We start from the raw sequence: 13,431 nt of genomic DNA, 5'->3' as shown, positions 1-13,431 counted from the left end.
GCGGCCGAATGTGAAACCATGACTGCCGCCCCCCACAATAACCGAGCCGATCTCGCCGAGCTGCTGGCCTTCTACGCCAGCGCTGGCGTCGATGAGGCACTTGAAGAACAGCCGGTAAACAGGTTTGCAGAAGCCAGGCCGCCGGAGCGGGTACCCGCGGCGGCCGCTCTGCCGGCCGGTGAAAATGCGGCGCCGCAACGCTCGACGAGCGTGTCGCGCGCCGAAATGGGCGAGAGACCGAACACGGCACCGGTAGTGCGAACGCCTCCGGCCACCGCAACGGTGCCCGACGAGGCGCAGGCGGCGTTGGCGCGGCAACTGGCGAGGTCGGCGGCAAACCTCGACGAGCTTCGCCAGCACATGGCGGCATTCGACGGCTGCAATCTCAAATTCACGGCCAAGAACCTGGTGTTCGCCGACGGCAATCCGACTGCCGAGGTGATGCTGGTCGGCGAAGCGCCGGGCCGCGACGAGGACATAGAGGGCCTGCCGTTCGTCGGCCGCTCTGGCCGGCTGCTCGACCACATCCTGGCCGCGATCGGTCTTGATCGAAATTCAGTCTACATCGCCAATGTCATTCCCTGGCGGCCACCGGGCAATCGCACGCCGACGCCGCACGAGACCGAGATATGCCGGCCGTTCATCGAACGGCAGATCGAGTTGGTTGCTCCGAAAGTGCTGGTCAATCTCGGCGGCCCGTCGGCAAAGACCCTGCTCAACATCTCCGAAGGCATATTGCGGCTGCGCGGCAACTGGCGCGTCCACACGACCCCATCCGGCGTCGCAATTCCCGCCATGCCGACCCTGCATCCGGCCTATCTCCTGAGGACGCCGGCGCACAAGAAGCTGGCGTGGCGGGATTTCCTCGAAGTGAAGGCGAAGTTGCGGGCGCTGAGTTGAGGTTCGCGCGCCTCTTCCTTCTCTCTGTGGTGGAGAAGGGAAAGACAGTGCCGATGACTTCCCAGGTAATTGAAATCCCTCTCCCACCGGCCTAGTCATCTCGTCATGACAGCAGTCCAGATTTCCGCCGGCAGTCTCATTCGCGAATGGCGTACACGCCGGCGCATGAGCCAGCTCGACCTCGCCATGGAGGCCGAGATCTCGCAGCGGCATCTGAGCTTCGTCGAAAGCGGCCGCGCCGCACCCTCGCGCGATATGGTGCTGCATCTGGCCGAGCAGCTTTCGATCCCGCTCAGGCAGCGCAACCAGCTGCTGCTGGCCGCCGGCTTTGCCCCGAGCTTCAGTGAGCGGCCGCTTGACGATGCCTCGATGGCGCCGGCGATGGCGGCGGTCGAGACCGTGCTCAAGGCGCACGAGCCGTTCCCGGCGCTTGCCGTCGACCGGCACTGGAACCTGGTGTCGGCGAACGCCGCCATAGGCCCGTTCCTCGCCAATGTCGCCGATGCCTCATTGCTGACGCCGCCGGTCAACGTGCTGCGCCTCAGCCTGCATCCGGGCGGCATCGCGCCGCGCATCGTCAACCTTGCGGAATGGCGGACGCATCTTCTGGAGCGGCTGAAGCAGCAGAACGATGCTACCGCCGATCCGGTGCTGGTCGAGCTCGAGCGCGAGCTTCGGGCCTATCCGTCCGGCCTCAAAGGCAGCCGGCCGGCGCCGGTCGAACCGAATGCGATTGTCCATCCGCTCAAGCTTGCCCATGGCGACGCGATGCTGTCGTTCATCAGCACCATCACCGTATTCGGCACGCCGCTCGACGTGACGTTGTCGGAGCTGGCGATCGAATCCTTTTTCCCGGCCGACGAGCAGACGCGGGCGGTGCTGGTGCGGCTGGCGAAAGGGCGGGCCGACGCGGCGAAAGGCTGATCACCCCTGTGGCGCGATCGCCTTGCGCGTGCGGGTGCGTTCGAGGCCGAGCTGGCGCTCACGCCAGATGATGAAAATGCCCGCTGCGACGACGATAATGCCGCCGACCAGCATGTTGATCGTGGCGACGTCGCCAAAGACCAGATAGCCGACCACGACGCCGAGGATCATCGAGGTGTATTCGAACGGTGCGACGACCGAAGCTTCGGCATGGCGATAGGCCGAGGTCATCAGGATCTGGCCGAGCCCGCCGCAAAAACCCGCGGCAATCAGAAGCCCCGCCTGCACTGGCGTCAGCGCCTGCCAGCCGAATGGCAGCGAAAGCAGCGCCATGACGCTCGCCGTCACAGAGAACCACAGCACGATGGTCGCCGTCCGCTCGCTCTGGATGAGGTTGCGCACCAGGAGCATGGCGATGGCCGAGATCGCCGCGGCCATGAGGGCGGCGATGACGCCGAGCACCTCCTGGTCGCCAAGGGCAGCGCCCGAGCCCAGCAGCGTCAGTTCCGGCCACGAGATGATCAGCACCCCGACCAGGCCGACGGCAACCGCGCTCCAGCGATAGATGCGGATGGCTTCGCCGAGGAAGATCGAACTGAACACCACGACCAGCAGCGGCTGCGCGTAGTTCAGCGTAATCGCCTCGGGCAGCGGCAGCCGCGTCAGCGCGAAGAAGCCGAGCCCCATGGCGCAAACCCCGACAACACCGCGCGCAATGTGGTTGAGCGGGCGCTTTGTCGAAAAGGCGGTGCCGAGTTTCCCCTGGAAGGCGAGGAAGGCGATGATCGGAAAGATGGCAAAGAAGGAGCGGAAAAAGACGATCTGGCCCGCCGGCACCGTGCCTGCCGCCTTGATGCAGGACGACATGCCGACGAAGACCGCCACCGATACGATCTTGAGCACGATCCCGGTTAGCGTGCTGTGTTCGCCGGCGTGGTCGCCGGCAGCAAGCACTGGCAAGTCCCGTTCGGCTGTCACGCCCCTTTTGCTTCCTGGATCGCCGCCAAGATGCGCGCCGGCGTTGCGGGCATGTCGATATGTCTGATGCCGTAGGCGCTATAGAGAGCGTCGGTCACCTCATTGAGCGCGGCACGCGTCGACCCGATCGTACTCGCCTCCCCGGCGCCCTTGAAGGCCTCGCGACGCAGCACCGAGGCGCCCATCCCGAATTTCGGCGTGACGACGGTCATGGAAGCCTCGCGATGATGCTTGGGAAATGATCGCCTGAAATAGACGTCGCTGCAGTTTTGTCGAGGGAGTGTTTCGTGTAAAGAGCGCAGACTTCAATTTATTTGGACCAGCGGACCCGCCCGCCACTCCCGGATCGACAGGAAAAATCAAGGAATGCGCACCGATACCGGCCAGGTCTTCAAGCTCGAAGACTATCGCCCCAGCGATTATCTCATTCCGGAAACCAGCCTGACTTTCCGCCTTTCACCTGAAGCAACGCATGTCACCGCCGTGCTGGCGGTCGAACGCCGCGACGGGATTGCGGCATCAGTGCCGCTGGTGCTCGATGGCGACGGGCTGACGCTCAGCAGCATCGCCATCGACGGCCAGGAAACGAGCCCTGCGGATTTTCTCGCCACGCCCGATCAACTGACAATCGTCAGCCCCCCTGCGGCAAGGCGCTTCCAACTGAGAATCGAAACCGTGCTGGCGCCGGCGCGGAACGAAGCGCTTATGGGCCTCTATCGCTCCAGCGACGTCTATTGCACGCAGTGCGAGGCCGAAGGCTTTCGCCGCATCACTTATTTCCTCGACCGCCCCGACATCCTGTCGGTCTATACGGTGCGCATCGAAGCTCAGCGCCGTGAGGCGCCGCTGCTTTTGTCCAACGGCAACCCGGCCGGCAGCGGCGAACTTGCCGGCGGCAGGCACTATGCGGTCTGGCACGACCCGTTCCCCAAGCCGTCCTATTTGTTTGCGCTGGTGGCGGGCGACCTCGGCAAGATCTCGGACAGTTTCGTTACCCTGTCTGGCCGCAACGTCGAGCTCGGAATCTATGTCGAACCGGGCAAGGAGAGGCTCGCCGGCTACGCCATGGATGCCTTGAAACGCTCGATGAAATGGGACGAGGAGGCGTTCGGCCGCGAATACGACCTCGATGTCTTCAACATCGTCGCCGTGTCCGACTTCAATATGGGCGCGATGGAGAACAAGGGTCTCAACATCTTCAACGACAAGTATGTGCTGGCCGACCAGGAAACCGCGACGGACGCCGATTTCGCCAATATCGAAGCCATCATTGCCCATGAGTATTTCCACAATTGGACAGGTAACAGAATCACTTGCCGCGACTGGTTCCAGCTTTGCCTGAAGGAAGGCCTGACCGTTTTCCGCGACCACGAATTCTCCGCCGATCAGCGCTCGCGCGCCGTCAAGCGCATCGCCGAGGTGCGTACGCTGCGCGCCCATCAGTTTCCCGAGGACCAGGGGCCGCTGGCGCATCCCGTGCGGCCGCGCCGCTACCGCGAGATCAACAATTTCTACACGGCGACGGTCTACGAAAAGGGCTCGGAAGTCGTGCGCATGATCCATACCATCCTCGGCGCCGAGACGTTCCGCGCCGGCATGGACCTGTACTTCGAACGTCACGACGGCCAGGCGGCGACGATCGAAGACTTCATCAAGGTGTTCGAAGACGTCTCCGGTCGCGACCTGTCGCAGTTTTCGCTGTGGTACCATCAGGCCGGTACGCCGAACCTGACCGTCAGTTCGGCATATAATCCGGCGGCGCGAGAATTCACGCTCGAAATCGAGCAGTCGGTGCCGCCAACACCGGCGGAAAGCCGCAAGCGGCTGATGCACATTCCGCTTGCCTTCGGCCTGGTTGGCGCCGGTGGCGAGGCGATAGCGCATAGCGGCGTCGAAGGGGCGAACGTCGAGGACAGTGTCATCCATATCCGCAAACGTCGCCATGTCGTCAGGTTTTCCGGGATTGCCGAGCGTCCGGCCATGTCGCTCAACCGTGGCTTTTCGGCGCCGGTGACGCTTTCGGTCGAGCAACGGCCCGACGACCAGTTTTTTCTGGCTGGCCATGACAGCGACGCCTTCTCGCGCTGGCAGGCGTTCAACACGCTTTTGACCGATGCCCTGATTGCAGCCTTCCGTCAGATCCTGGACCACAGGCAACCCGAGTTCAGCGCCCGGCTGACCGAGCTTGCGGGCAAGATAGCCGGCGACGAAGCACTCGAACCCGCCTATCGGGCATTGGCGCTGGCGCTGCCCGGCGAGGCCGATATCGCCCGCGACATTGGCAAGAACATCGACCCCGACGCCATTTTCGCGGCGCGCGAGGCGCTAGTGGTTGCGATCGCCGAGACCAACAGCGAGATATTCTCCAAACTTTACGATCGGCTCGCCGACAATGGTCCGTTCAGCCCGGATGCGACCAGTGCCGGGCGGCGTGCACTGCGCAATGTCCTGCTGGATTATCTCTGCTTGCTGCCGGGAGGCGCGGAACTCGCTGCCCGGCACTTCCAGTCGGCGACCAACATGACCGACCGGGCCGCGGCGTTGACCGTGCTTGCGCACCGTCACCACGGCTCACCGGAGGCGACCAAGGCGCTGGCCGATTTCGAGGCGAGATATGCAACCGATGCGCTGGTCATGGACAAATGGTTGCAGATCCAGGCCAGTGTGCCCGGCCCGCAAACCGTCGATGCGGTGCGCGCTTTGACCGGCCACCCGACGTTCTCGATGGCCAACCCGAACCGGGTGCGCTCACTCATCGGTACGTTTTCCAGCGCCAACCAGACCGGCTTCCATAGCGCCGACGGCGAGGGCTACCGGCTTTTCGTCGAAACGGTGCTGCAGGTGGAAAAGCGCAACCCGCAGGTGGCCGCCAGGCTGGCGACGGCGCTCAGGTCTTGGCGGTCGCTCGAACCGGTGCGGCAGGCCAAGGCAAGGGAGGCGCTGCTTTCGATCGCCAATGCAGAGAAGCTGTCGGCCGATTTGCGAGACATCGTCGAGCGCACGCTGGCCTGACAACGCGCCGGCTCACCACCACAATGGCGTCTCGCCCGAAAACCGCATTATTTTAGTCGATTTTTAATCTTTTTTCGCCGCGCCTCTGGACAAGGCGAATCACCTTTGATTCTTTACAGACGATTCGGAAGTGCGGCGTTGCCGGATCGTCAAGCAGATTGAAAATCGGGGAGTGCCATTTATGGCGAAGGCGGACGCGTGGGGCGCGCCCGGTGGGACGGCTTTTGAGCGACGCGAGGCGCGAAGCGACGGTCTCGCCGGCAATACGCGGCTCATCGCCGAACCTGCCTACCGACGGCTGCTGGCAGCCGAGCCGCTGTTGCGGCGATCGATACCGGCCCTCATCATCATCTTTCTGTTGATCATTGCAGTATTGCGCTTTCTGTCGCTGATGAACGAGCGCGACGAGATCGAGCGCGACGCCAAGGCGATCCTTGCGCTGGCCGCGGGCCAACTGGCCAGTTCGATCGCTGCCGACGCGACCATGGTTTCGACGCCCGGCGCGATCCAGGACCTGCTGGAGGGAACCGGCCGTCAGGGCGCGATGGGCCGAAGCCACGTACTGGCGATCACCGACAGCGCCTTCAAGATCATTGCCGTATCGCCGCAGTCGACGCACTGGGAGGGGCGATCGCTCGATGGCGTCGTGCAGGGCGGGCAGCCGCTGTTCATGTTCGGCGACCGCGCCGGGGTGATGGAGGTCAGCATCGGCGGACAGGACTGGTACGCGGCGGTGAGCCTGGCGAATGGCCGAAGGGGTGCCGCGGCAGCCTTTGTGCCGCAGGAGGCAGTTTTTGACACCTGGCGCAAGACGGTCTCGCTCAACGTCACGCTGTTTGTGCTGACGGCCGGCGTGCTGATCATTATCCTCTACGCCTATTTCGGCCAGGCGGCGCGCGCCCAGGCCGCCGACCGCATCTATCTCGAAGCCCACCAGCGCATCGACATGGCCCTGGTGCGCGGCCGCTGCGGCCTGTGGGACTGGGACATGGTGCGCGGCAAGATGTACTGGTCGCGCTCGATGTACGACATGCTAGGCTACGAGCCTTGCGACACGATGCTGTCGTTCGGCGAAGTCGACGAAATCATCCATCCCGAGGACGGCGATTTGTTTGAACTCGCCAACAGGATCGTCGGGCGCGAGATCGACCACATCGACCAGGTGTTCCGGATGCGTCATGCCGACGGGCAATGGGTCTGGATGCGGGCAAGAGCACAGGTTATCGACCCGGAAGCCCCGGAGATCCAGCTGATCGGCATCGCCGTCGACGTCACCGAGCAGCGGCACCTGGCGCTGCGCTCCGAAGCCGCGGACCTGCGCCTGAGGACAGCCATCGAAAACATCAACGAATCCTTCGTGCTGTGGGATTCGTCCGAGCGCCTGATCATGTGCAATTCCAAATACCAGCAGGATAACGGCCTGTCGGATCGCGACGTGATGCCGGGCGCCCCGCGCGCCGTGCTGGATGAACGCATGTTGGCGTTCGCCTCGGAGCGGCGGCTTGCCAATACCAACGGACCGCAGGGGGGCGTGACCTTCGAGCGCCAGCTTGCCGACGGCCGCTGGCTTCAGGTGAACGAATTGCGGACAAGGGACGGCGGCACCGTCTCGGTCGGCTCCGACATCACCCAGATCAAGCTGCACCAGGAGAAGCTGGTCGACAGCGAGCGCCGTTTGATGGCAACGATCCACGACCTCAGCCTTGCCCGTCGGGCGGAAGAAGAACGGGCCCGCGAACTCGTCGAGCTCAATCGCAAATACATGAAGGAAACCGAGCGGGCGGAAGCGGCGAACCGGGCCAAATCTGAATTCCTGGCCAATATGTCGCACGAGTTGCGCACGCCGCTCAACGCGATCATCGGCTTTTCGGAACTGATGGAACGGGGCCTGTTCGGGCCGCTGGGTTCGCCGCGCTACGAAGAGTATGCCACCGACATCAACGGCAGCGGCAAATATCTTCTCGGCGTCATCAACGATATCCTCGACATGTCGAAGATCGAGGCCGGCCAGTTCGCGCTGGATCAGGAACAAATCGATCTCTGCCCGCTGATCAGGGAAACGGTTCGCGTCGTTTCGCTGCAGGCGGCGGAAAAATCGATCACCGTCGAAACCCGCATCGCCGATTCGCTGACGCTGTTCGCCGACCGCAGGGCGATCAAGCAGATCCTCATCAATTTGTTATCGAATGCCGTGAAGTTCACCGGGCAAGGCGGCCACATCTCGGTCAGGGCCCGCAGCATTTCCAGCGCGCTGATCCTGACGATCGAGGACAATGGCTGCGGCATCCCGAAGGCGGCGCTGAGCAAGCTCGGGCGGCCGTTCGAACAGGTGCAAAACCAGTTCTCCAAGAGCCATGCCGGCTCCGGCCTCGGCCTCGCCATCTCGCGCTCGCTGGCCGAGCTTCAGGGTGGCGCGTTGAAGATCCGCTCGACCGAAAGCGTCGGCACGATCGTCTCGGTACGCATCCCGATCAAGAAAGCCACGCAGGCGGTCAAGGCCGCTGCCTGAAACGACAAAATAAGTCTCCGGCGGCTCGCGCCGCCGGAGAGGTTATTAATTCTCACTGCATGCCGTCATTGCCGTCGCCGCCCCATTGGTGGTGACGGCCGGGACCCTTCGGCAGTTCGTTCTTCTCGATCTTGCCGTCATTGTCGCGGTCGAGCATGGCGAACACCTTCTTCTGGCGGCTGGTGATGTCGTCGGCGGTCAGCGTGCCGTCGCCCTTGGTGTCGTAGCGGGCGATGATGCGCCTGGCCATCTGCTCGAAGCGTGCCTTCTCCAGCGCGTCGGCGAGCTGTGCCACGGTCAGCTTGCCGCCATTGTCGGCGACCATCTTCTTCAGCCGCGCGTTCATGGCGTCGGAGAACTGGTCGAAGGTGATGGTGCCGTCATTGTCCTTCATGACCTTACCGAGGCGCATCATCATGCCCTCGCGCGGCCCGGCGCCGGAGTGCTCGTCTGCATAGGCAGCGGTGCCGACGGCGCCGGCCAGGGCTGCGAAAACGAGTGCAAGTCTGGTCGTCTTTCTCATGGTCTTCTCCTGTTGCATCGTCACCCCCGATGCTAGAGCGGCAGATCTTCAATCCCCGCTCTATCTCCTTGTTTGAGCATCGGAAGCTCCCAAAGCAGGTCGCCACTTTTGGCTCCGATGCTCTCGCCCGTTCGGCCGATTGCCGTCACGGTTATTTCGCACGAAGCAAAAGGTCAAAATCCTTTCTGACCTTCTGCGACGTCTCCTTGAGGTGCGCTTCAAGCACACCGAAATCCGGCAGGTCGGTGACCGCCAGAAGCAGATCCGAAAGCCCTGGCGGAACGTCGTCGCGTTCGAACGCGCCGGTAAGGCAAAGCCGTATTATCTGGGTCAGCGCCAGATAGAGCGAATAGGCATCCACCAGTTCCTGCCTGACCTGGGCGCTGGCGAAATCCGGCGCCAGGCGCGACAGGATGTCAGCCGTGCCGGTGGCCCTGCGGCCTGCCTCGATCTTTCCGGTAATCACCGCAACCTGGGCGATGAATTCGAGATCGATGAGGCCGCCCGGGATCAGCTTGATGTCCCAGGTATCGCGCGGCGGCTTCTCCTTGTCGACCATGGCGCGCATCTCGGATGCCTCGGCCATCACCTTGACTGGATCACGCGGCAGAGCGAGCACTGCGGCAACTTCCCCTTCGACCTCGCGGCAGAGCTCGGCATCGCCGCCGATCGCGCGGGCTCGCGCCAGCGCCATGTGCTCCCATGTCCAGGCGTCCTGGCGCTGATACTTCTTGAAGGCGTCGACATGGGTGGCCACCGGCCCCTTGTTGCCGGACGGCCGCAGGCGAAGGTCGAGCTCATAGAGCACGCCCTCGGCCGTCGGCGCGGAAACGGCGGCGATCAGCCGCTGCGTCAGTCGGCTGTAGTAATGCGACGGGGCAAGCGGCTTGTCGCCGTCGGACTCCTCGGCATCGGCGTCGTGATCGTAGAGCAGGATGAGGTCGACGTCGGAACCTGCCGTCAGTTCGCGGCTGCCGAGCTTCCCCATGCCGAGCAGTGCGACCCTGCCGCCGGCAATACGGCCATGACGCAGCACAAATTCCGCCGTCACCGTCTGCAATGCCGCCTTGATGGTCAGATCGGCGAGGTCGGAAAAAGCGCGGCCGGCGCGCGGTGGATCGATCGACCCGGCAAGCAGTCTGACGCCGATCAGGAACTTTTGCTCCGAAGCAAAGATGCGCAGTCGGTCGAGCACGTCCTCATAGGCCCTGTCGCCTTCGAGGAAGGCGGCAAGACGCGCCGACAGATAGGCGCGGTTGGGCAGTTCACTCAGCAGCGCCGGATCGAGCAGGCCGTCGAAGACATGTGGCCGGCGCGTGATGATGGCGGCCAGCCGCGGTGCCGCGCCCATGATTGTCGCCATCAGCTTCAGCAAAGCCGGGTTCGAATGCAGCAGCGAAAACAGCTGGATGCCGGCAGGCAGGCCGGCAAGGAATTCGTCGAAGCGGATCACTGCCTCGTCCGCCCGCCGCGTCTGGCCGAAGGCTTGCAGCAGCGCCGGCGTCAGTTCGGTCAGCCGCTCGCGCGCTTCCGCCGACCGGGTGACGCGATACCGGCCGAAGTGCCAGCCGCGGATAACCCGGCAGATGTCGCTCGGCCGCTGGAAGCCGAGCCGCTTCAGGGTCTGCAAGGTGTCGGGATCGTCGACGTCGCCGGTAAAGACCAGATTGCCGATGCCTGCCGAAAGCTCCGGCGCGGTTTCAAACAGCGCTGCATAGTGGCGCTCGACCTGGTGCAGCGCCGCGCGAAACGCTTCGGCAAAGCCTGCCGCATCGGCAAAGCCCAGCATGCGGGCGACGCGCTCCAGCCCCTCTTCGTCCTCCGGCAGGATGTGCGTCTGCTGGTCGGCAACCATCTGGATGGCGTGCTCGACGCCGCGCAGGAACCAGTATTGCCTGGTGAGGGCATCGCGCGCATCGGCAGTGATCCAGCCACGCGCGGAGAGTTCGCCAAGCATCGGCACGGTCTCGCGGCCGCGCAGTTCGGGAAAGCGACCGCCGGCGATGAGTTGCTGGGTCTGGACGAAGAACTCGATCTCGCGGATGCCGCCGCGGCCGAGCTTGACGTTGTGACCTTTGACCGCGACCTCGCCATGGCCCTTGTGGGCGTGGATCTGGCGCTTTATCGAATGGACGTCGGCGATCGCCGCATAGTCCATGTATTTGCGCCAGATATAGGGCTGCAGTTCCTTCAGGAACGCGGCGCCGGCGGCAAGATCGCCAGCCACCGGGCGCGCCTTGATCATGGCGGCGCGCTCCCAGTTCTGGCCGCGCGCCTCATAGTAGCGCAGCGCCGCCTCGACCGGGATCGCCAGCGGCGTCGAGCCGGGGTCGGGACGAAGCCTGAGATCGGTGCGGAAGACGTAACCGTGCTCGGTGCGGTCCTGGAGAATGCGGACCAGCCGGCGGGTCAGGCGCGAAAACAGCTCGGTGGCATCGAGCGAATCGACGACGGCAGGCGCATCGGGGTCGAAGAAGACGACGAGGTCGATGTCGGAGGAGAAGTTCAGCTCATGCGCACCGAGCTTGCCCATGCCAAGCAAGATCCAGCCCGAGCGTTGCGCCGGATTTTTCGGATCCGGCAAACTGAGCTTGCCTTGCTCATGCGCGTCGCGGAGCAGGAAATCGACGGCTGCACGCGTGCAGGCGTCGGCAAGATCGCTCAGTCGCCGCACCGTCAGCGAGGTCTCGGCCTCGCCGGCGAGATCGGCCAAGGCGATCAGGAAATGCGCCTCCGCCTTGCATCGGCGCAGCTCCATCATCAGGCTGCCTTCGGAGACGGCCTCTGCGCGCGCTGCCTTGTCGACCGCGGCGCAGATCGATGACAGCCGCGCCTCGATGGTCTCGTCGAAAAGCGCATCGACTATCCGCGGCCGGCGGCGCGCGGTATCGCGCAGGAACGGCGACAGGTCGAAAACGGCGGCGAGGAAATCCTGGACGACCCCCTTGCCGGCGAGAAATTTCGCCAGTCGCGGCAGTTCTTCCTGCCGCGCGGCGTCGGCGATCTCCGCCAATTCCTGCCTGGCGCGGCTTGCATCCAGCGGAACGAGCTTTACCGCCGGCTTCAAAAGCCAGTCCGTCTCGCGGCGTCGCGCTGCCATCCTCGCCACCATCAGCGATCCTCCCGCCCGGGAAAACTCATGACGACGGACAATCCGGGATTGCCGGGCAGAAGCTCAAGCCGTCCATTGTGGAACGTCATGATCGCCTTGGCGAGGCTCAAGCCAAGGCCGGAACCCGGCTGCGAGCGGCTCTTTTCCAGCCGCACGAAACGCTCGGTCACCCTGGCGCGGTCGACATCGTCGGGAATGCCCTGGCCGTTGTCGGAAACAGCAAGCCTGATCTCGCCATCGATACGCTCCAGCGTCACGCGAACCGTAGGCCTGGAGGTCGAGTCGGTCGAATATTTGATCGCGTTGTCGACGATATTGGACAGCGCCTGGCCGATCAGCTCGCGATTGCCGTTGACGGCGAAGGCACCCTGTACCGAGGTTTCGAGCGTCACACCCGCCTCTTCCGCCACAGGCTCGTAGAGTTCGACGACGTCGTGCACGGCAGCGGCCAGGTCGACCCTGGTGGTGCTTTCGGAGGAATAGCCGGCCTCCAGCCGTGAGATCATCAGGATGGCGTTGAAGGTCTTTATCAGCTGATCGGATTCGGCGATCGTTCCTTCCAGCGCCTGTCGGTAGTCGCTGGTGTTGTGCTTGCCGGAAAGCGTCGCTTCGGCGCGATTGCGCAGCCTGGTCAGCGGCGTTTTCAGGTCGTGGGCGATGTTGTCGGAGACCTGCTTCAGCCCCTCGTTCAACGTGGCGATCCTGGCCAGCATGGAATTGAGGTTTTCCGACAGCCGGTCGAACTCGTCGCCGGCGCCGGTGACCGGCAGCCGGCCGGAAAGATCGCCGCCCATGATGCGGCGGCTCGCCTCCGACACGCTGTCGATGCGCTTCAGCGCCGCGCGCCCGACGAAGAACCAGATCAGCAGCCCGCCGACGCCCATCATGCCGAGCGCCAGCATCAAGGCGCGGCGAATGACGGCGCGGAAGCGCTCCGGCTCGCCGAGGTCGCGGCCAACCAGCATGATCATCTGGTTGGGCAGGCGCAGCACCAGGGCGATGGCATTATGGCCCTTCTCGCCTTCGGCCTGTACTTCGCTCTGGGCGGGCTCGTTCGGGTCGGAGACCGGGTTGCGCTGCCGCTCGAGCTCGCCCTCGCCGAAGCGGCGGTAGGAGAACGGTTCGGTGGTCCAGCCCTCGGCCTCAATCACGCCCGGCTCCAGGCTCTGCACGTTGCCGGTCAGGATCTGGCCGTTGGCATCGGCGATCAGATAGAGATTGGCGCCGGGCTGGCGGGAGCGCTGCTCGACGACGCGGACCAGCACCGGCAGGCCGCCGCGCTGATAGGCGCGGGCAAGGCCGAGTACCTCGTCGTTGATCGTCTCCTGCGTCTGGGCAGTCAGCATGCGCGCCGAGAGCGAGGTCATGTACAAGACCAGCAGCACAGCGCACAGCGCAAAAAGCAGAAGATAAAGCGCTGAAAGCCGCGCTGCCGTCGTCCTCATGATGGCCGGCACGGAAAGGGCCATGGGG

General features: G+C 64.1%; 9 protein-coding genes. 4 read left to right on the top strand and 5 right to left on the bottom strand.

The features are described 5' to 3' along the window. Positions 1-18: 18 nt before the first annotated feature. On the top strand, positions 19-900 hold the full coding sequence (locus NKH37_RS08885) for a uracil-DNA glycosylase (protein WP_353005174.1): 882 nt from the start codon (positions 19-21) through the stop codon (positions 898-900). 105 nt (positions 901-1,005) lie between these two features. Then, positions 1,006-1,824 carry a helix-turn-helix domain-containing protein gene (locus tag NKH37_RS08880; protein WP_352481886.1) on the top strand — a complete coding sequence of 273 codons (819 nt, stop codon included), beginning with the start codon at positions 1,006-1,008 and terminating at the stop codon, positions 1,822-1,824. Here NKH37_RS08880 and NKH37_RS08875 read toward each other — a convergent pair whose 3' ends face one another. Beyond that, positions 1,825-2,802: a DMT family transporter gene (locus NKH37_RS08875; RefSeq protein WP_502895883.1), complete on the bottom strand. Its 978-nt coding sequence runs from the start codon at positions 2,800-2,802 to the stop codon at positions 1,825-1,827. After that, complete coding sequence (locus NKH37_RS08870) at positions 2,799-3,014, bottom strand: hypothetical protein (RefSeq protein ID WP_023718376.1); 216 nt, start codon at positions 3,012-3,014, stop codon at positions 2,799-2,801. Before NKH37_RS08870 ends, NKH37_RS08875 begins: the two co-directional genes overlap by 4 nt. 154 nt (positions 3,015-3,168) lie before the next feature. Here NKH37_RS08870 and pepN point away from each other — a divergent pair, with 154 nt between their 5' ends. Then, on the top strand, positions 3,169-5,814 hold the full coding sequence (gene pepN, locus NKH37_RS08865; protein ID WP_353005173.1) for an aminopeptidase N: 2,646 nt from the start codon (positions 3,169-3,171) through the stop codon (positions 5,812-5,814). 181 nt (positions 5,815-5,995) lie between these two features. Continuing rightward, positions 5,996-8,323 carry a PAS domain-containing sensor histidine kinase gene (locus NKH37_RS08860; protein WP_023718378.1) on the top strand — a complete coding sequence of 776 codons (2,328 nt, stop codon included), beginning with the start codon at positions 5,996-5,998 and terminating at the stop codon, positions 8,321-8,323. Between the two features lie 52 nt (positions 8,324-8,375). Here NKH37_RS08860 and NKH37_RS08855 read toward each other — a convergent pair whose 3' ends face one another. The 3 genes from NKH37_RS08855 to NKH37_RS08845 all read right to left on the bottom strand — a co-directional run bounded on the left by NKH37_RS08855 (position 8,376) and on the right by NKH37_RS08845 (position 13,427). Further along, positions 8,376-8,846, bottom strand: a complete 471-nt coding sequence (locus tag NKH37_RS08855) for an EF-hand domain-containing protein (protein ID WP_352481890.1) — start codon at positions 8,844-8,846, stop codon at positions 8,376-8,378. Between the two features lie 151 nt (positions 8,847-8,997). After that, positions 8,998-11,958, bottom strand: coding sequence for a bifunctional [glutamine synthetase] adenylyltransferase/[glutamine synthetase]-adenylyl-L-tyrosine phosphorylase (locus NKH37_RS08850; protein WP_353005171.1), 2,961 nt, complete (start codon positions 11,956-11,958; stop codon positions 8,998-9,000). After that, positions 11,958-13,427 (bottom strand): sensor histidine kinase, encoded by a 1,470-nt coding sequence (locus tag NKH37_RS08845; protein WP_352481892.1) that lies wholly within the window; start codon positions 13,425-13,427, stop codon positions 11,958-11,960. Before NKH37_RS08845 ends, NKH37_RS08850 begins: the two co-directional genes overlap by 1 nt. Positions 13,428-13,431: the final 4 nt, after the last annotated feature.

The organism is Mesorhizobium sp. M1217, assembly GCF_040318275.1.
Lineage (GTDB): Bacteria > Pseudomonadota > Alphaproteobacteria > Rhizobiales > Rhizobiaceae > Mesorhizobium.
Note: the sequence above shows the minus strand (reverse complement) of the source record. Positions and strands in the feature narration are given on the sequence as shown.

What these genes read in the sequence shown, in the direction of transcription:
- NKH37_RS08870 (WP_023718376.1), bottom strand. Translation starts at nt 3,014, where the DNA reads ATGACCGTCGTCACGCCGAAATTCGGGATGGGCGCCTCGGTGCTGCGT.
- NKH37_RS08860 (WP_023718378.1), top strand. Translation starts at nt 5,996, where the DNA reads ATGGCGAAGGCGGACGCGTGGGGCGCGCCCGGTGGGACGGCTTTTGAG.
- NKH37_RS08880 (WP_352481886.1), top strand. Translation starts at nt 1,006, where the DNA reads ATGACAGCAGTCCAGATTTCCGCCGGCAGTCTCATTCGCGAATGGCGT.
- NKH37_RS08885 (WP_353005174.1), top strand. Translation starts at nt 19, where the DNA reads ATGACTGCCGCCCCCCACAATAACCGAGCCGATCTCGCCGAGCTGCTG.
- NKH37_RS08855 (WP_352481890.1), bottom strand. Translation starts at nt 8,846, where the DNA reads ATGAGAAAGACGACCAGACTTGCACTCGTTTTCGCAGCCCTGGCCGGC.
- NKH37_RS08850 (WP_353005171.1), bottom strand. Translation starts at nt 11,958, where the DNA reads ATGGTGGCGAGGATGGCAGCGCGACGCCGCGAGACGGACTGGCTTTTG.
- pepN (WP_353005173.1), top strand. Translation starts at nt 3,169, where the DNA reads ATGCGCACCGATACCGGCCAGGTCTTCAAGCTCGAAGACTATCGCCCC.
- NKH37_RS08845 (WP_352481892.1), bottom strand. Translation starts at nt 13,427, where the DNA reads ATGGCCCTTTCCGTGCCGGCCATCATGAGGACGACGGCAGCGCGGCTT.